Source organism: Microbacterium xylanilyticum, assembly GCF_054654695.1.
On the sequence record NZ_BAAIEN010000002.1, the window covers coordinates 2,342,625 to 2,360,963 of the forward strand.

General features: G+C 72.1%; 16 protein-coding genes. 8 read left to right on the plus strand and 8 right to left on the minus strand.

Annotated features, from left to right (window positions below):
• Nucleotides 1-35: 35 nt before the first annotated feature.
• Genes ACYQ1L_RS11855 through ACYQ1L_RS11870 form a run of 4 tightly spaced genes read right to left on the minus strand, consistent with a single transcriptional unit; the run spans nucleotide 36 to nucleotide 4,954 of the window.
• A complete protein-coding gene (locus ACYQ1L_RS11855; RefSeq protein ID WP_460004321.1) occupies nucleotides 36-1,556 on the minus strand; it encodes an ATP-binding cassette domain-containing protein in 1,521 nt (506 codons plus the stop codon).
• On the minus strand, nucleotides 1,553-2,365 hold the full coding sequence (locus tag ACYQ1L_RS11860; RefSeq protein ID WP_460004322.1) for an ABC transporter permease: 813 nt from the start codon (nucleotides 2,363-2,365) through the stop codon (nucleotides 1,553-1,555). Before ACYQ1L_RS11860 ends, ACYQ1L_RS11855 begins: the two co-directional genes overlap by 4 nt.
• Nucleotides 2,362-3,336, minus strand: coding sequence for an ABC transporter permease (locus ACYQ1L_RS11865; protein WP_460004323.1), 975 nt, complete (start codon nucleotides 3,334-3,336; stop codon nucleotides 2,362-2,364). Before ACYQ1L_RS11865 ends, ACYQ1L_RS11860 begins: the two co-directional genes overlap by 4 nt.
• Before the next feature lie 4 nt (nucleotides 3,337-3,340).
• Nucleotides 3,341-4,954, minus strand: coding sequence for an ABC transporter substrate-binding protein (locus ACYQ1L_RS11870; protein ID WP_460004324.1), 1,614 nt, complete (start codon nucleotides 4,952-4,954; stop codon nucleotides 3,341-3,343).
• A 196-nt stretch (nucleotides 4,955-5,150) separates the two neighbouring features.
• Between ACYQ1L_RS11870 and ACYQ1L_RS11875 the strand changes: the two genes are divergently transcribed.
• The 7 genes from ACYQ1L_RS11875 to ACYQ1L_RS11905 all read left to right on the plus strand — a co-directional run bounded on the left by ACYQ1L_RS11875 (nucleotide 5,151) and on the right by ACYQ1L_RS11905 (nucleotide 14,050).
• Nucleotides 5,151-5,912: a DeoR/GlpR family DNA-binding transcription regulator gene (locus tag ACYQ1L_RS11875; RefSeq protein WP_460004325.1), complete on the plus strand. Its 762-nt coding sequence runs from the start codon at nucleotides 5,151-5,153 to the stop codon at nucleotides 5,910-5,912.
• Entirely contained in the window at nucleotides 5,909-6,856 is a 948-nt protein-coding gene (gene pfkB / locus ACYQ1L_RS11880; protein WP_460004326.1) for a 1-phosphofructokinase, read from the plus strand. The genes ACYQ1L_RS11875 and pfkB overlap by 4 nt, the downstream gene beginning before the upstream one ends.
• A 25-nt stretch (nucleotides 6,857-6,881) precedes the next feature.
• The gene (locus tag ACYQ1L_RS11885; RefSeq protein WP_460004327.1) at nucleotides 6,882-8,990 is read left to right on the plus strand and encodes a PTS fructose transporter subunit IIABC; all 2,109 of its coding nucleotides are present in this window, start codon (nucleotides 6,882-6,884) and stop codon (nucleotides 8,988-8,990) included.
• A gap of 27 nt (nucleotides 8,991-9,017) precedes the next feature.
• On the plus strand, nucleotides 9,018-9,287 hold the full coding sequence (locus ACYQ1L_RS11890) for an HPr family phosphocarrier protein (RefSeq protein WP_159575736.1): 270 nt from the start codon (nucleotides 9,018-9,020) through the stop codon (nucleotides 9,285-9,287).
• Nucleotide 9,288: 1 nt separating this feature from the next.
• Nucleotides 9,289-10,980, plus strand: coding sequence for a phosphoenolpyruvate--protein phosphotransferase (gene ptsP / locus ACYQ1L_RS11895; protein ID WP_460004328.1), 1,692 nt, complete (start codon nucleotides 9,289-9,291; stop codon nucleotides 10,978-10,980).
• A 188-nt stretch (nucleotides 10,981-11,168) separates the two neighbouring features.
• Nucleotides 11,169-13,790 (plus strand): valine--tRNA ligase, encoded by a 2,622-nt coding sequence (gene valS / locus ACYQ1L_RS11900; RefSeq protein ID WP_460004329.1) that lies wholly within the window; start codon nucleotides 11,169-11,171, stop codon nucleotides 13,788-13,790.
• Nucleotides 13,790-14,050, plus strand: a complete 261-nt coding sequence (locus ACYQ1L_RS11905) for a hypothetical protein (protein ID WP_460004330.1) — start codon at nucleotides 13,790-13,792, stop codon at nucleotides 14,048-14,050. Before valS ends, ACYQ1L_RS11905 begins: the two co-directional genes overlap by 1 nt.
• Nucleotides 14,051-14,078: 28 nt before the next feature.
• On the opposite strand, the gene ACYQ1L_RS11910 is transcribed toward ACYQ1L_RS11905, so the two are convergent.
• From ACYQ1L_RS11910 to tdh, 4 genes are all read right to left on the minus strand, one after another.
• Nucleotides 14,079-14,297, minus strand: coding sequence for a hypothetical protein (locus ACYQ1L_RS11910; protein WP_460004331.1), 219 nt, complete (start codon nucleotides 14,295-14,297; stop codon nucleotides 14,079-14,081).
• Entirely contained in the window at nucleotides 14,294-14,950 is a 657-nt protein-coding gene (locus tag ACYQ1L_RS11915; RefSeq protein ID WP_460004332.1) for an ArsR/SmtB family transcription factor, read from the minus strand. Before ACYQ1L_RS11915 ends, ACYQ1L_RS11910 begins: the two co-directional genes overlap by 4 nt.
• A 137-nt stretch (nucleotides 14,951-15,087) precedes the next feature.
• Nucleotides 15,088-16,266: a glycine C-acetyltransferase gene (locus ACYQ1L_RS11920; protein ID WP_460004333.1), complete on the minus strand. Its 1,179-nt coding sequence runs from the start codon at nucleotides 16,264-16,266 to the stop codon at nucleotides 15,088-15,090.
• Nucleotides 16,267-16,274: 8 nt separating this feature from the next.
• Nucleotides 16,275-17,318, minus strand: a complete 1,044-nt coding sequence (tdh, locus tag ACYQ1L_RS11925) for an L-threonine 3-dehydrogenase (RefSeq protein WP_460004334.1) — start codon at nucleotides 17,316-17,318, stop codon at nucleotides 16,275-16,277.
• A gap of 87 nt (nucleotides 17,319-17,405) precedes the next feature.
• Here tdh and ACYQ1L_RS11930 point away from each other — a divergent pair, with 87 nt between their 5' ends.
• A complete protein-coding gene (locus ACYQ1L_RS11930) occupies nucleotides 17,406-18,308 on the plus strand; it encodes a LysR family transcriptional regulator (RefSeq protein ID WP_460004335.1) in 903 nt (300 codons plus the stop codon).
• Nucleotides 18,309-18,339: the final 31 nt, after the last annotated feature.

Below are 18,339 nucleotides of genomic sequence, written 5' to 3' on the forward strand. Positions count from 1 at the left end.
ACGCGTGACCCGCCGAGGGTCGTACGCATGACCGCTCAGTGTCCGGACGCGGCGACCAGCTCCCGCGTGAACGGGTGCTGCGGGTCCCCGAGCACGGCCGCGGTCGGTCCCTGCTCGACGATCGCGCCGTCCTGCATCACGAGCACATCGTCGGCCACCGCCGCGACGACGGCGAGATCATGCGAGACCAGCACCATGGTGAGTCCGCGGTCGCGCTGCAGCCGGTCCATGAGCTCCAGGATCCGCATCCGCACGGTGGTGTCGAGGGCGGAGACCGGTTCGTCGAGCACCAGCACCTCAGGGTCTGCCGCGAGCGCGCGGGCGATCGCCGCCCGCTGGCGCTGTCCGCCGGACAGCGCGGCCGGGCGCCGCGCGGCGAGCGCCGGGTCTAGATCCACCTCGCGCAGCAGCGCCGCTGCTCGTTCCCGGCGCTCGGCGCGGGAAACGCCGCCGGCCGCGAGCGCCTCCCGCAGCGAGCGGCCGATCGTCCAGCGCGGGTCGAAGGCGCCGAGCGGGTTCTGGTGCACCAGCTGGATCCGGGGCCGCACGCCGCGGTCCCAGGAGACGGTCCCCCCGTCCGCCCGCTCGACCCCCAGCAAGATCCGCGCGAGCGTGGTCTTCCCGGATCCGGACTCCCCCACAACACCCAGGGTGCGCCCTCGTCTCAGCACGAACGACACGTCGCGCAGCGCCGGCCGGTCGAAGCTCTTGGCCACGCTGGTCACCGTGGCCAGCGCGGGGCGATCGCCGTCGCTCACAACCCGGGGCTCGGGCACGGATGCGCGCACCAGCTCGCGCGTGTAGTCGTCCTGCGGCGCGGTGAGCACCTCGGTCGCCGAGCCCTGCTCCACGACGCGGCCGTCCCGCAGCACGACGACCCGGTCAGCGATCCGGCGCACGGCGGCCATGTCATGGCTCACCAGCACGATCGCGGTGCCGGCGTCCGCGATCCGGCGCAGCAGCGCGAGCACGCGGGCCTGAACCGTGGCGTCGAGCGCCGTGGTGGGCTCGTCGGCGATGAGCACCGCGGGGCGGCCCGCGAGCGCGCTCGCGATCAGGGCGCGCTGGCGCAGGCCCCCGGAGAGCTCGTGCGGACGCTGCCGCGCGCGCCGCTGCGGATCCGGCATCGCGACATCGGCGAGCAGCTCCTGCACGCGCGCGCCGCGCTCGGCCCGCGTGAGCGACTCGTGGATCTCCAGGGGCTCGGCGACCTCGGCGCCGATCCGGCGCAGCGGATCCAGCGACACCAGCGCGTCCTGCGAGACGAGAGCGACCCGCGCCCCCCGCAGCGCCAGCCACGCGCCTTCGGACAGCGCACGCGCGTCGACGCCGTCCACCTCGAGCGCCCCGGCGGACACGGACGCGCCGGCCGGGCTGAGCCCGAGCAACGCCCGGACGGTGAGTGACTTGCCCGCACCCGACTCTCCCACGAGCGCAAGGCACTCCCCCGGCGCCACGGCGAGCGATACCCCGTCGACGAGGGCGCGACCTCCGATCGTGACGCGCAGATCCTCCACCCGCAGGGCGGCCCCGACCGCACGCATCGAGCCGCTCATGCGCGCCTCCCTTCGGCCCGGGCGCGCAGCGTGCGGCCCAGGAACGTCGCCGCGAGCACGGTGAGCGTGATCGCAGCCCCGGGGAACACGGCGATCCACCACGCCTGCCCCAGAACGTTGCGACCGCCGGCGAGCATGAGGCCCCACTCCGGCGTCGGCTCGGCGGGCCCGAGGCCGAGGAAGCTGAGCCCCGCCGCGGCGAGGATGCTGGATCCGAGACCGATCGTCGCGAGCACGCTGAGCGAGCCCAGCACCCCGGGCAGGACATGCCGCCGGAACGCCGTGAACGCGCCGACGCCGAGGATCCGCGCCGCCTCGACGTGCTCCGCCCGGCGCAGCACCTGCGTCTGGGCGCGCGCGAGCCGAACGTACACCGGGATCGCCGCGAGCGTGACGCCGATCGCGACGTTCGCCGTCCCGGGTCCCAGCATCGCCACCACCACGAGCGCCAGCAGGAATTCGGGGAACGCCATGAGCACGTCGTTGGCGCGCATGAGCGCCGCGTCCACGGGCCGCGGCGCGAGGCCCGCCAGCGACCCCACGAGCAGCCCTGCGATGAGAGCGAGGGCTGTCGCCTGGACGCCGATGCCGAGCGACCGCCCGGCGCCGTGCACCACCCGTGCGTACACGTCGCGGCCGCTCTGATCGGTGCCGAAGGGGTGCCCGGGGCCGGGAGGGAGGAGCGCGTCGCGGACGTGGGTCTGCACGGGGTCCGCGGGGGCGAGCAGGCCGGGCACCACGGCGGCCAGCACGACCGTCGCCAGCACGAGCAGCGCGAGCGCGAGCAGGATCCGGCGAAGGGCCGTCATGCGGCGTCCTCCGGCCGCGCCGGCGCCGGGGCGGCTGTCCGCCCGCCCGTGACCTGCAGGCGCGGATCCAGGAGCGGTGCGGCGAGCTCCACGAGCGTGTTCACGACGACGAAGACGAGGGCGCTGAACAGGATGATCCCCGTCACGACGGGCAGATCGCGGCCGGTGATCGCCGCAAGAGTGACCCGACCCAGCCCGGGCCGAGCGAAGACGGTCTCCACGAGCACGGCCCCGCCCAGCAGGGACCCGACGAGGTAGGCGCTCAGCGTGAGCGCTCCGATCGCACCGTGCCGGAGCGTGTGTCGCAGGGTGAGCCGCGCGTGGTCGGCCCCGCGGGCGCGTACGGTCAGAGCCCACGGCTGACGCTCGGCCGCCTCGACGCCGTCGCGGAGCACTTGGCCGAGCAGCGCGGCGACGGGCAGTGCGAGGGTCACCGCCGGCAGCACCAGGCCCGCGCCCGTGCGGGTCCCGGCGACGGGGAACCACCCCAGCCCGAACGCGAACACCGTGAGCAGCAGCAGCCCGATCCAGAACACCGGCGAGGACAGCACGATCAGCTCGCCCGTCGCGAGGATCCCCCGCGCGAGCGGCCGGCGGGCGAGCAGCATCCCGGCGAGCGCGAGCAGCACCGCGATCGACAGGGCCAGTGCGGTCAGCTGCAGCGTCGCGCCCAGCTGACGCCCGATCACCTCGCTCACCGGCATCCGCAGCTGATACGAAGTGCCGAGGTCGCCGTGCAGCAGATCGCCCATCATCGAGAGGTACTGCTGCCACAGCGGGCGGTCGAGACCGAGGTCCTCTCGGATCCGGTCCTTCACCGCCTCGCTCACCTGCGCCTGAGGGCCGAGCATCACGCTCACCGGGTCGCCGGGCAGCACCCGGAAGGCCAGGAACGACAGGGTCGCGGCACCCCACAGCACCAGCACGATCGACAGCGCGATGCCGCCGAGCCGGCGCAGCAGGGGCCGCATGGGACTACTTGACGCCGGTGCCGAAGAACAGCGGACGGCCGTAGATGTCGAAGCTCAGCTCGGCCACCTTGTCCCCCACCGCGGTGATCGCCGAGGTGACGTAGAGCGGCACGATCACGTCCTGCTCGGCGTTCCATTCCTGGATCTGCGCGTAGACCTTCGCCCGTGCCGCGGCATCGGTGGTCGCGATGCCGTCCTTGAGGAGCTGGTCGAGCTTCGGATCGCTGACCGACGAGGCGTTCTGGAAGCCGTCCGTGGCGAGGTGGCTGCGCAGCAGGTCCGGATCCACCCCCGAGAAGTCCCAGTCGGTGATGTCGAACTTCTTCGGGCCGTACTTCTCGTTGTAGGCGCCCGGCTCGAGCGTCTCGCGCGTGATCTCGAACCCGACGGCCTTGAGGTCGGACTGGACGGCGTTCGCCAGCGCGGCGTGGTCGTCGGAGACCGGCGTCCACGCGATCCAGTTCGCGGTGAGGCGCTTGCCGTCCTTGGTGCGGATGCCGTCGGCGCCGCGCTGCGTCCAGCCGGCCTCGTCGAGCAGCTTGTTCGCGAGGTCCTTGTCGAAGGGCCAGCGCTTCTCCAGGCTCTTGTCGTAGCCGGGCGTGGTGGGGCCGAGGATGCTCCACGCGCGCGGGAACTGGCCGAAGAAGATCTTGTCCACGGCTGCATCGACGTCGATCGCGCGGGTGAACGCCTCGCGCACCTTCCGGTCGGCGAACACTCCGTTGCGCTCGTTCAGGAAGAGCGAGTACGGCAGGCCGGGCACCTCGGCCGACTTCACGGTCGCCTTGCCCTTGAGCCCCGCCACCAGGTTCGGGGGGAGCTGGGAGGCGAGATCGATCTCCCCCGACGCCACGGATCCGCTCCGCACCGACGCCTCGGGCAGGATCTGCACGCGGAGCGTCTTGAACGCCGGCGCCTTCATTCCCTCCGGCGCCCAGGCGTACTTCGTGTTGCGCGTGTAGACGATCTCCTGATCCGGCGTGTAGGACGAGATCTCGAACGGCCCCGTACCCACCGTGACGCCCTTGCCGCCGGCGGCAAGATCCGCCGCGTGCTCCTTGAGCACCTTGGGCGCGTAGAAGCCGAGCTGGGCGGTGCTCGCGGCCTGCAGGAACGGCGCGTACGGCTGCGCGAACGTGACCTTCACGGTCGTCGGATCGACGACCTCGGTGCCCTTGTACAGCTCGCCGCCGAGCATGCTCGCCGCCTGCGCGGACTTGGTCGCGGGATCGGCGATGCGGTCGAAGTTCGCCTTGACCGCCGCGGCGTCGAACTTCTCGCCGTCGGTGAAGGTGACGTCGTCGCGCAGGTGGAACGTGTACGCGGTCCCGTCCTCGGAGACCTCCCACTTCTTCGCGAGCCACGGCACGAAGGATCCGTCGGGCTTCTGGAAGACGAGCGAGTCGAGCACGGCGCGCTGCACCATCGCGGTGATGTCGAGCTGGCTGGTCTGCGGGTCCATCTTCCCCGCCGACAGGAGGCTGCCGTCGACGCCCCAGACGAGCTCGCCGCTCGCGTCACCGGAACCGGACGAGCCCGAGCAGGCCGTGAGCGCGAGCGCGGCGGCCGCGGCGAGCGCGGCGAGGGGAAGGATTCGGCGCCGGAGCGGAGCAGGCATGGGGGTTCCTCGGGAGTGCTGTGTGCAGGACAATCCAGGCTATCGGTTTGTGGACGCGGTGGATCTTTCACCCCTCAGGGCGGCATGGGGTCATCCCCCGTGGGCAGTTTCTGGTTTTATGTTGTTTCTTGTTGGATTGTGTGGGAAAGTAGCTCAACGCCCGAAGCGGGCGAACCGAGAACGGCAAGGGAGCCCGATGTACGCAGCGGAGCGGCAGCAGCGCATCCACGAACGCGCGCAGCGGGACGGGCGCGTCGATGTGGCGGGCCTCGCAGAACTCCTGGACGTGACCACCGAGACGGTCCGCCGCGACCTCGCGGTCCTGGAGCAGCAGGGACTCGTCCGCCGCGTGCACGGCGGCGCACTGCCCGCCGAGCGGTCCGTGCCGGAGCTCACCCTCACCGCCCGCATCGGCCAGTACGCGGACGCGAAGCTGCAGATCGCGACCCGCGCCCTGCAGGAGCTGCCCGACGGCGGCACGATCCTCCTCGACTCCGGATCCACCACCCTCGCGATCGCCGAGCTCATCCCCGCCGACGCGCAGCTCACCGTGGTGACGAACAACGCGATCATCGCCGGAGCCCTCGCCGGGCAGGGCAACATCACGCTGCTGCTGATCGGCGGGCGCGTGCGGACCGTCACCGGTGCCGCAGTCGGGCCGTGGGCCATCGGCGCCCTCTCCGAGCTCGCCGTCGACGTCGCGTTCCTCGGCACGAACGGCTTCGACGCCGACCACGGCCTGTCGACCCCCGATCAGGACGAGGCCGCCGTGAAGCGCGCGATGCTCGACGCGGCGCGGACCCGGATCCTCGTCGCCGATTCCAGCAAGCTCGGCGCGGTGCACCTTCAGCGCTTCGCCCGCGCCGACGACGTGCACACCATCATCACGGACGCCGCGGCGGACCCCGACGCCGTGGAGGCGCTGCGCGCCGCAGGACCGAAGGTCGTGATCGCATGATCGTCACGCTCACCCCCAACCCGAGCATCGACCGCGCCGTCACGATCGATGCGCTCTCCCGCGGCGCGGTGCAGCGTGCCACCTCCAGTCGCGTGGATCCGGGCGGGAAGGGGCTCAACGTCTCCCGCGCGATCGCCGCGATGGGCGGGGACACCCTGGCGGTGCTGCCCTCGGGCGGGCTCGAAGGCGGGATGCTCGAGGCCCTCTGCCGCGCAGCCGCCGTGCCCGTGGTCGTCGTGCCGATCCGGGGCAGCGTGCGCATGAACATCAGCGTGCTCGAACCCGACGGCACCACGACGAAGATCAACGAGCCAGGACCCCTGCTCGACGCCGCCGAAGTCGACGCGCTCATCGAGCAGGCGCTGGCGAACGTGCCGGCCGGCGCCTGGCTCTCCGGTGGCGGCAGTCTTCCCCTCGGAGCGCCGACGGACTTCTACGGCCGGCTCGTGCGCGGGGCCCGAGAGCGCGGAGTCCGGGTCGCCGTCGACACGTCCGGCGCTCCCCTCGCCCCTGCCGTCGACGCGAAGCCGGCGCTCATCAAGCCGAACCGCGAAGAGCTCGGTGAACTGGTCGGCCGCGACCTGCCCACCATGGGGGCCGTGCTCGACGCGGCTCAGGCTCTCCAGCGCGGCGGCGTCGGCATGGTCGCGGTGAGCCTCGGTCGCGACGGCGCGGTGCTCGTCACCGCCGAGGGGGCCTGGCACGCGAACGCCGTCGCCTCCGAGGTCGTATCCACCGTCGCCGCGGGCGACTGCATGCTCGCCGGGTTCCTGTCCGCGCTCAGCGCGGACCGCCCCGCCGCGGAGGCGCTCGCCGAGGGCGTGCGCTGGGGAACCGCCGCCGTCGCCCTGCCCGGCAGCCAGGTGCCCGCGCCGGCCGACCTTCGAGACATCCACGTGGCGGTCGCATCCGCCCCCGACCGCGAACTCGCCCTCGCGGACTGACCCTCCCCCCGGAAAGGAATTCCTCATGGCACTGATCAACGAAGAACAGGTCGTGCTCGACCTCACCGGCAGCGACCGGCACGAGGCGACCGCTACCCTCGCCGCGCGGCTCGTCGCCAGCGGCCGCTGCACCGACCTCGACCGATTCCTGGCCGACGTCCGCGAGCGCGAATCCAAGATGGCGACCGGACTTCCCGGCGGCATCGGCATCCCGCACGCCCGCAGCGCCGCCATCACGGAGCCGTCCCTGGTCTTCGGCCGCACGCGCGACGGGATCGACTGGGGCGCCAAGGACGGCCCGGCCCGGCTGGTCTTCCTCATCGCCGCGCCGGAGGCCGGCGGGGAGGCCCACATGCAGATGCTGCCGAAGCTGGCCCGCGCGCTGATGCGCTCGGAGTTCCGAGACGCGCTGCTCGCCGCGACGACCGAGGCCGAGGTGGTCGCCATCGTCGGCGAGCACGTGCAGCTCGACGAGGCGGCCCCCTCCGCCGCCGCTTCCGCCACCGCTTCCGCCGAGGCGGATGCCCCGTCCGACGCGTCGGCCGCGGCCACGCCGTCCGGCACCGCCGAATCGGCAGCCGCGGCCGCGCGCCCGCTCAAGCTCGTCGGCGTCACCTCCTGCCCCACCGGCATCGCGCACACCTACATGGCCGCCGAAGCGCTGGAGCGGGCAGCGAAGGCGGCCGGCCACTCCATCAAGGTGGAGACCCAGGGCTCAGCCGGATCCACCCCGCTCACCCCGGCCGAGATCGCGGAGGCCGACGCGGTCGTGTTCGCGCACGACCTGGCGGTGAAGGACGTCGGCCGCTTCGCCGGCAAGCCCACCGTCGACGTGCCGGTGAAGAAGGCGATCTCCGACAGCCCGGAGCTCATCGAACGCGCCGAGGCTCTGGCCGCCGAATGGGCGGCCGACCCGAGCAAGGCCGCCGCCGCAGCCGCGGCCGGCCCTGCGGGAGGCCTCACCACGAAGGTGGAAGCCGACGCCAAGGTCGGCACGAAGATCCGCCAGTGGCTGATGACGGGCGTGTCGTACATGATCCCGTTCGTCGCCGCGGGCGGAATCCTGATCGCACTGTCGTTCATGGTCGCGCAGATCGCGGTCGGCGAGTCCGGCGCGCTCAAGGTCGTGAAGTACAACCTCACCGCCCCGGACGCCACCAACATCGCCCAGCACTTCGATCCGCTGAGCCTGATGTCGTGGGGCGGCCTGCTGTTCGTGATGGGCGCCGCCTCGTTCGGATTCCTCGTCCCGATCCTCTCCGGCTTCATCGCCTTCGCCATCGCGGACCGCCCCGGACTCGTCCCGGGAATCGTCGCCGGGGCGATCGCCGCCACCATGAACGCGGGCTTCCTCGGGGGACTCGTCACCGGCTTCCTCGCCGGCTTCGTCGCCCGCTGGATCTCGCGCTGGCGGGTGCACAAGGGCGTCCGCGGAGTGATGCCGGTCGTCGTGATCCCCCTGCTGTCGACACTGATCACGGCGGGCCTGTTCATCACGATCCTCGGCCGGCCGATCGTCTGGCTCATGACGCAGCTCAACGGCTGGCTGAACGGGATGACCGGCGCGGGCGCGCTCGTGCTCGGCATCGTCCTCGGCGCGATGATGGGCTTCGACCTCGGCGGTCCCGTCAACAAGACGGCGTACGCGTTCGCCACGACCGGCCTGGCCGCCGCCGGCGCCGCGACCGACGCCCCGCAGCTCAAGATCATGGCCGCGGTCATGGCCGCCGGCATGGTCGCCCCGCTCGCGATGGCGCTCTCCACCGCCGTGCGGCCCAAGCTCTTCACCGAGCCGGAGCGGGAGAACGGCAAAGCGGCGTGGCTGCTCGGGCTGTCCTTCATCTCGGAGGGCGCGATCCCGTTCGCCGCCGCCGACCCGATCCGGGTGATCGCGTCGTCCGTCATCGGATCCGCCGTGACCGGCGGCCTGTCCATGGTGTTCGGCGTCACCCTGCGCGCGCCGCACGGCGGCATCTGGGTGCTCCCGCTGATCGGCGCTCCCCTGCTGTTCCTGCTGGCGCTGATCGCCGGCGTCGTGGTGATGGCGCTCATCATCACCGTGCTGAAGACTGTGTCGCAGAACAAGCGCGTCGAGCAGATCGAGGCGTCGGCCGCCGAGTCCGTCGCTGTCTGAACCACCATCCATTCGAAGGAGAACATCATGGCCACTCGCACCGTCACCATCGCCTCGTCCGTCGGCCTGCACGCCCGTCCCGCCTCGCTGTTCGTCGAGGCGGCCGCGGACTCCGGGCTCGATGTGGAGATCGGCCGCCCCGGTGAGGACGCCGTCGACGCGACCAGCATCCTCGGTGTCATCGCCCTGGGAGCGAAGCACGGCGAGGAGGTCGTCCTGACCGCCGACGGCCCCGACGCGGATGCCGTGCTCGACCGGCTCGTGACGCTGCTGTCCACCGACCTGGACGCGCAGTGAGATGACGACCGCAGCACCCGGCGAGGTCCGACAGGGGATCGGCGTCAGCCCGGGAACGGCGTACGGGCCGGTGGTGCAGGTGGCACCGCCGGTCCGCCCGCCGCAGAACGAGCCGGCTGCCGCCGACGCCGAGCAGGCCGCGGCGGACGTCGCGCAGGCGTTCGCCGATGTCGCGGCGGCCCTCGACGCCAAGGCGGAGCACGTCGTGGACACCGCGCAGGCGATCCTCAAGGCGACCGCGATGATGGCGCGCGACAAGTCCCTGCTCAAGGCGGCCCAGGCCGGCGTGCGCTCCGGTGTCGGGCCCGCGACCGCGATCGCCGCGGCGGTCGAGCAGTTCGTCGTGCAGTTCGAAGCGCTCGGCGGCTACTTCGCCGAGCGGGTCGCCGACCTCCGCGACGTCGGCTCCCGCGCCGTCGCCGCCGTGCTCGGCGTGCCGGCGCCCGGCGTCCCCGACTTCACCGAGCCCAGCATCGTCGTGGCCGAGGACCTGGCGCCCGCCGAGACCGCCACGCTGGACCGCGCGCTCGTCGCCGGCATCGTCACCAGGGCGGGCGGGCGCACGAGCCACACCGCGATCCTCGCCGCGCAGATGGGGATCCCCGCCGTGGTGCAGCTCGCCGGCGCCACCGAGATCGCGCCCGGCACGTTCATCGCGGTCGACGGCGACACCGGCGAGGTCGTCGTCGCGCCGGATCCGGCTCTCGTCGCCGAGCAGCGCGTCCGCCGAGAGCGGCGGGCGGCAGCCCTGGCGGAGTCGTCCGGTCCGGGGCGCACCAAGGACGGCCTCGCGATCGCTCTGCTCGCCAATATCGGCGGCGTCGAGGACGCCGTGCTCGCGGGCGCGCAGGACCTCGAGGGCGTGGGCCTGTTCCGCACCGAGTTCGTCTTCCTCTCCTCCGAGACCGCGCCCACTGTGGCGGAGCAGACCGAGATCTACCGGCGCGTGTTCGAGCCGTTCGGCGGGCGCCGCGTGGTCGTGCGCACGCTCGACGCCGGGGCGGACAAGCCGCTGAAGTTCGCCGACCTCGGCCCTGAGGAGAACCCCGCGCTGGGTCGGCGTGGTCTGCGCCTGTCGGCCGAGCGGCCGGAGCTGCTCGACGCCCAGCTGGAGGCGCTCGCGGCCGCCGCGAAGCAGACCGGCGCCGACGTCCGCGTGATGGCGCCCATGGTGGCGACCGTCGAGGAGGCCGCGTGGTTCGCGCGGCGCGTGTACGAGAACGGCCTGCCCAAGGCCGGCGTGATGATCGAGATCCCGGCGGCCGCCCTGCGCGCGGCGCACGTGCTCGGCGCCGTCGACTTCGGCAGCCTCGGCACCAACGACCTCGCCCAGTACACGATGGCGGCGGACCGGATGCAGGGCGAGCTCGCGGATCTCCTCGACCCCTGGCAGCCGGCCGTGCTCGACGTGATCGCCGCAGCGGCCGACGGAGCCCGCGCCGCAGGCAAGCCGATCGGCGTCTGCGGCGAATCCGCGGGCGACCCGCTCCTGGCGCTCGTGCTCGTGGGGCTCGGCGTCACGAGTCTGTCGATGGCGCCCGGCAAGGTGCCCGCCGTCCGGGTGGCGCTCGCCGCGCACACCCAGCTCGACTGCCAGCGGCTCGCCGCCGCCGCACGAGAGGCGGCCACGGCGGTCCAGGCCCGCGACGCGGTCCGCGCGGCCGCGTCCCCCGAGCTGCTCGCCATCCTCTGACGAGCGTCAGCGGGGCTCCGAGGAGTCGAAGGGGCCGGAGACCGATCTCCGGCCCCTTTCCGTGTCCGACGGCAGCGGCACCGGCACTTCCTCCGCGCGGGCCACGCCGCGCCGCGCGGGTAGACTCGGACCACGACCCACACTCAGGCACGCTCACACGGTGCCGCACACATCGCACGAGGAGATCCATGTCGTCGTTGAACGCCATTCCCGACAAGCCCGCACTGGAAGGCCTCGAAGCGAAGTGGGGTGAGCGCTGGTCCGCCGACGGCACCTTCCTGTTCGACCGGATCCGCGCGGCGCAGACGGGTCGGGACGGCGTCTACTCGATCGACACCCCGCCTCCCACGGCGAGCGGCAGCCTGCACATCGGCCACGTGTTCAGCTACACCCACACCGATATCAAGGCGCGGTTCGAGCGGATGCGCGGCAAGAACGTGTTCTACCCGATGGGATGGGACGACAACGGCCTTCCCACGGAGCGCCGGGTGCAGAACTACTACGGTGTGCGCTGCGATCCGTCGCTCCCCTACGACCCCGATTTCACGCCGCCGTTCGAGGGCGGCGACAACAAGTCGTCCCGGGCCGCCGACCAGCAGCCGATCAGCCGCCGCAACTTCATCGAGCTCTGCGAGAAGCTCACCGTGGAGGACGAGAAGCAGTTCGAAGCGCTGTTCCGCCAGCTCGGGCTGAGCGTCGACTGGACCCAGACCTACCGCACCATCTCCGACGACTCGATCCGGCAGAGCCAGCTGGCGTTCCTGCGCAACCTCGAGCGCGGCGAGGCCTACCAGTCGCTCGCGCCGACGCTGTGGGACGTGGACTTCCGCTCCGCGATCGCCCAGGCCGAGCTCGAGGACCGCGACCAGCAGGCCTCGTACCACACCATCGACTTCCCGTTCGCGGACGGATCCGGTCACATCACCATCGAGACCACGCGGCCCGAGCTGCTGCCCGCGTGCGTGGCGATCGTCACCCACCCCGAAGGCCCGCACAAGCACCTCATCGGCACGAAGGTGCGCACGCCGTTCTTCGGCGCCGACATCGAGATCCACGGACACCACCTCGCGCAGCCCGACAAGGGCACCGGCGCCGCGATGGTCTGCACCTTCGGCGACGTGACCGACATCGTCTGGTGGCGCGAGCTGCGCACGACCGACGGCCGCGACCTGCCGAACATGACCACGATCGGCCTCGACGGCCGCTTCCTGCCGGACGCTCCGGCCTCCGTGGCGCATGCGGATGCCGCCGCCTGGTACGTGGAGAACATGGCGGGCAAGACGGTCTTCTCCGCCCGCAAGGCACTGGTGGAGAAGCTGCAGGAGACCGGGGCGATGACCGCCGTCGGCAAGCCGTTCAACCACGCTGTGAAGTTCTTCGAGAAGGGCGACCGCCCGCTCGAGATCGTGTCCACCCGCCAGTGGTACATCCGCAACGGCGCCCGCGACACCGCGCTGCGCGACCAGCTGCTCGCGAACGGCGCGGAGCTGAACTGGCATCCCGAGTTCATGCGCGTCCGCTACGAGAACTGGGTCGGCGGCCTCACCGGCGACTGGCTGGTCTCGCGGCAGCGCTTCTTCGGCGTGCCGATCCCGCTCTGGTACGCCCTCGACGAGAACGGCGAGCGCGACTACGACCGCGTGCTCATCCCCGACCTCGCGAGCCTGCCGATCGATCCGACCACCGATGTGCCGCCCGGCTACACCGCCGAGCAGCGCGGCGTGCCTGGGGGCTTCGACGCCGAGGCCGACATCCTGGACACCTGGGCGACCTCCTCGCTCACCCCGCAGCTCGCCGGCGGCTGGGAGCGCGATCAGGAGCTCTGGGACCTGGTCTCGCCGATGGATCTGCGCCCGCAGGGTCAGGACATCATCCGCACCTGGCTGTTCTCCACCATGCTGCGCTCGACCCTCGAGGACGGGCGCACCCCGTGGCGCAACGCCGCCATCAGCGGTTTCATCGTCGACCCCGACCGCAAGAAGATGTCGAAGTCGAAGGGCAACGTGGTCACCCCCGCCGACATCCTCGACGCGCACGGATCCGACGCCGTGCGGTACTGGTCCGCGTCCAGCCGTCTCGGCGCCGACGCGGCCTTCGACCCGCAGAACCCCACGCAGGTGAAGATCGGGCGGCGCCTCGCGATCAAGATCCTCAACGCGGCCAAGTTCGTGCTGTCGTTCCCGGTGCCCGAGGGCGCCGAGATCACCCACGCCCTGGACGCGTCGATGCTCGCGACGCTCGACCAGGTGATCCGCGACGCGACCGCGGCGTTCGAGAACTACGACCAGGCCCGGGCGCTCGAGATCACCGAGGCGTTCTTCTGGACGTTCTGCGACGACTACCTCGAGCTCGTCAAGGAGCGCGCCTACGACCGGACGAACGTGGGCCAGGCGTCCGCCGCGCTCGCCCTGCGCCTCGCCCTCTCCGCGCTGCTGCGCCTCCTCGCCCCGATCGTGTCGTTCGCGACCGAGGAGGCGTGGAGCTGGTTCGAGGAGGGCTCGGTGCACACCGCGGCCTGGCCCGAGCCGCTCGGGCCGCAGCCGGGCTCGACAGAGGCCGGCGACCCCGCGATCCTGGCGACCGCGAGCAAGGCGCTGATCGGCATCCGCCGCGCGAAGACCGAGGCCAAGGCGTCGCAGAAGACTCCGGTGTCCTCGGCCACGATCGCCGCGCCCGTCGCCGACATCGCCGCCCTCCAGGCCGCGGCCGACGACCTGCGCGCGGTGGGCCGCATCGCCGAGCTCGCGTTCGTCGAGGCGGACGACCTCGCCGTCACGGCGATCGAGCTGGCTCCGATCGAGGGGGCGTGATGCAGCTCGGGACGCGGTGGGCCGCGGGCTCCGAGCCGCCCGCCTCGGTCCCGGCGGCGTTGCGCCCGGCGATCGCCGAGGCGGAGGCGCTCAGCGTGGCCGGCGGCACGCTGAGCCTGCAGACCGGGGCGCTGAACCTGCTCCGCGGCACCTGGACGCTCACCTGGCTGGAGGGCCGGCCCATCGCCGAGCTCGACACCGGCTGGGAGGTGCTGCGCACCGCGTCCGGCGAGGTGGTCGTCCGCCCGTTCGAGGACTGATCGCCGGACGACCGCTCCGGACGCGCCGTCAGCGCGAGCGCGAGCCGATCATCTGCAGGGCGTGCTCGAGCAGGAACGGGTCGGCCTTGCGCGACTGCTGCTCCCGCAGCAGATCGAGCGCGAGCACCCGGCGCTCGGCGCGGCGCTCGATGCGCTCGCGGACGCGGGCGGTGATCGCGTCCGCGATGCGGAGACCGGTGCGCTCGATGAACGTGGGCGCGGCGACGTGCAGGGTTGCGGCGGTCATGACAGCTCCTCGGTCTCGGTGGTGAGACGGGTCGCGGCGCCCCCGGGGCGGCCGTCGGGAAGATCGAACAGGTCGGCACGGACGGTGACGCGCCGCACTCCGGGGCCGGACTGGCCGCGGTAGCGCTGCACGGCTGACTCGACCACGGCGTCGATCTGCCGTGCGAGCTCCTGCAGCTGGTCGGCGGTCATGTCGAGCATCGTCGTCACGTGATGCGCCGCGTCGCGCCACTCCTGCGGCACCTCCGACTGCGGGCGGTGCAGGTGGTCCATGAGGCGCTGGTGCCGGTTGCGGAAGAACTCGTCCTCGACGATCTGCGCGGCCGCCCGGCCGGAGGGCGTCATCTCGTCGCTGGGCCCGGAGAACGACATCCGCCCGCGGGGACGCTCCCACCAGCGCTCGCGCGCCGTGCCCCGCCCTTCGACCTCGCGGATCAGATCGCGGGCCGCGAGGGCGCGCAGGTGGTAACTGGTCGCGCCCGAGCTCTCCCCGATCAGTGCGGCGAGAGAGCTCGCCGTCTGGGGTCCGCGCTCGGCGAGCAGATCCAGGATCCGCACGCGCAGCGGATGCGCGAGCGCCTTCAGCGCGCTCGCGTCGAGCGTGCGCGTCTCATCCGTCGGCGCACCCTCGGCGGTGGTCTCGTTCTCGGTCATGATGCAAAGATACCTTTGCAAGAATCTCTTTGCAAGAGTTTCTTTGCACGGTGGTCACCAGACCCGTACCCGCATGCCGAAGCCCCTCCGATCGCGGCGCCGCGAGGCGGGATCGGAGGGGCGCCGTACGTCGACGATCAGGCGGCAGCCGAGCGCGCCGCCACGAACGCCACGACGCACCGCTCCACCTGCTCGGAGGTGTGCGCGGCCGACAGCTGCACGCGGATGCGCGCCAGACCGCGCGGGACCACGGGGAAGCTGAACGCCGTCACGTAGACGCCCTGCTTCTGCATCTCCGCGGCGATGCGCGCCGTCAGCGCCGCGTCGCCGAACATCACGGGCACGATCGGGTGCTCGCCGGGGAGCAGCTCGAACCCCTCCTCCGTCATCCGGCGGCGGAACAGGGCGGCGTTGGACTGCAGCTGAGCGCGGAGGGATCCGGATCCCTCGACGAGATCCAGCGCCTGCAGCGTGCCCGCCACGATCGACGGGGCGAGCGTGTTCGAGAAGAGGTACGGGCGGGCGCGCTGGCGCAGCAGGGCGACGATGTCGCGGTGCCCCGCGACGTAGCCGCCGCTCGCGCCGCCCAGCGCCTTGCCGAACGTCCCGGTGTAGATGTCGACGCGCCCCTCGACGCCGCACAGCTCGGGCGTGCCGCGACCGTGCTCGCCGATGAAGCCGACCGCGTGCGAGTCGTCCACGAACACGAGCGCGTCATAGCGCTCGGCGAGATCGCAGATGTCGGCGAGCGGCGCGATGTACCCGTCCATCGAGAACACGCCATCGGTGACGATCACCCGGAACCGCGCGTCGGCGGCGGCCGCGAGCTGCTCCTCCAGGTCCGCCATGTCACGGTTGCGGTAGCGCAGGCGGCGCGCCTTCGAGAGGCGGATACCGTCGATGATCGACGCGTGGTTGAGCTCGTCCGAGATGATCGCGTCCTCGGCGGTGAACAGGGTCTCGAAGACCCCGCCGTTCGCGTCGAAGCACGACGAGAACAGGATCGCGTCGTCGGTGCCGAGGAAGCCCGCCAGGCGCCGCTCCAGCTCGAGGTGCTGCTCCTGCGTGCCGCAGATGAAGCGCACGCTCGCGAGGCCGTAGCCCCAGTCGTCGAGCGCCCCCTTCGCCGCGGCGACGAGGCGCTCGTCATCGGCGAGGCCGAGGTAGTTGTTCGCGCAGAAGTTGAGCACCTCGGCGCCGTCGGCGATGATCTCCGCCCGCTGCGGCCCGCGGATCCCCCGCTCGTGCTTGGTGAGGCCCGCCTCGTCGATCCCGGCGAGCTCCGCCGCCAGGTGCTGCTGGAATGCTCCGTACATCGTGTCTCCTACAGTTCGGTCCAGTCGAGGATGATCTTGCCCGTGCCCGCCGCGGCCGCGGCGGCGAAGCCCTTCTCCCAGTCGCGGGCGGGCAGCACCTCCGCGATGATGCGGGTGATCGCGTCGCGCAGCACCGGGCTCGTCTGTAGCATCGCGCCCATCGCGTTCCAGGTCTCGAACATCTCGCGGCCGTAGATGCCCTTGACCGTGAGCATATGGGTTACGATCTTGCCCCAGTCGACGCTGAACGGGCCGGTCGGCAGTCCGAGCATCGCGATCCGCCCACCGTGGTTCATGTTGTCGATCATCGCGGGCAGCGCGCTCGGCGCCCCGCTCATCTCGAAGCCGATGTCGAAGCCCTCGCGCATGCCGAGGGCACGCTGCGCGTCTCGGATGTCCTCCCGCGAGACGTCGACGACCGCGTCGGCGCCCATCTGACGGGCCAGATCGAGGCGAGGCGCGCTCACATCGGTCGCGGCGATGAAGCGTGCGCCCACGTGCCGGGCGATCGCGATCGCCATGAGCCCGATCGGGCCGCAGCCCGTGACCAGCACGTCCTCGCCGACGAGCGGGAAGGCCAGCGCGGTGTGGACGGCGTTGCCGAGCGGATCGAAGATCGCCCCCAGCTCGGGCGTCACGTCGGCGTGATGCACCCACACGTTCGTCGCGGGCAGCGTGAGGTACTCGGCGTATGCGCCGTCGCGCTGCACGCCGAGGCCGATCGTGCGGATGCACATCTGGCGACGGCCGGCACGGCAGTTGCGGCACATGCCGCACACGATGTGCCCCTCGCCCGAGACCCGGTCCCCGACCGCGACGTCGTGCACGAGAGGTCCGACCTCGACCACCTCGCCGTAGAACTCGTGACCGGGGATCAGCGGGGCCTTCACCGCGGACGCCGCCCAGTCGTCCCAGCGCTGGATGTGCAGGTCGGTGCCGCAGATGCCGGTGCGCAGCACGCGGATGACCACCTCGTCGGGTCCGGCCACGGGGTCCGGCCGGTCGACGAGCTCGAGGCCCGCGTGCGGGCCGTCCTTGTAGAGAGCCTTCATGCTTCGATCCCACCGCGAACGACCCTGTAGATCAATGCCCAGTACCTGGAGAGATCATTAAGCATCGCTACATGCTTGAATGGTCATATGCAGTTGCAGCAGCTCCAGATCCTGCGCGAGCTGGGCGCTCTCGGCAGCGTGACCGCCGTCGCCGACGCCCTGCGCGTGACGCCGTCGGCGGTGTCGCAGCAGCTCGCCGCCCTGCAACGCGGCGTCCGCGCGCCGCTGACGAGGAAGCAGGGCCGCACGCTCGTGCTGACCCCCGCGGGCGAGGCGCTCGCGGAGGCGGGCGCTGCCGCGCTCGACGCCATGGCGGCGGCCCGGTCCGCTGTCGACGAGTTCGAGGCGGCCGAGGGCGGCGTCGTCACGATCAGCGGGTTCCTGAGCGCCGCCCAGGCCCTGTTCGGGCCGCTCCTGCGCGAGCTCGGATCCGGTCCCGACGTCCCTGCGATCCGCTTCACCGACGAGGACGTGGCGCAGAGCGACTTCCCCGCGCTCACGGCGCGCTACGACCTCGTCCTGGCGCACCGCATGGAGCACAGTCCGCCGTGGCCGAAGACCGGGATCCGCGTGCTCACCCTCGCCGCCGAGCCCCTGGACGTCGCCCTCTCCCCCGAGCACCCGCTCGCGCAGCGCGCGTCGCTGCGCCCCGCGGACGTCGCGGGAGAGCGCTGGGTGACCAGCCGTGCCGGCTACTCCCCTGACGACGTACTGCGCACGATCTCCGCGATCACGAACCGGCCGGCGGAGATCGTGCACCGCATCAACGACTACGGCGTCGCCGCCTCGGTGATCGCGACCGGCGACGTGATCGGCGTGCTCCCCCGCTACACGTCGCCGGGCACCGACGCGGTGGTGCGGCGTCCACTGCAGTACGTCAGCACCAATCGGATGATCGACCTCCTCGCCCGCCCGGAGAATCTGCGGCGCCGTTCGGTGCGGCTCGCCGCTGACGCGCTCGGCCGGGTGATGGCGCGGCTCGCCCGCTGAAGCGGGCGAGCACTCCACCGGGGCCGTCTCC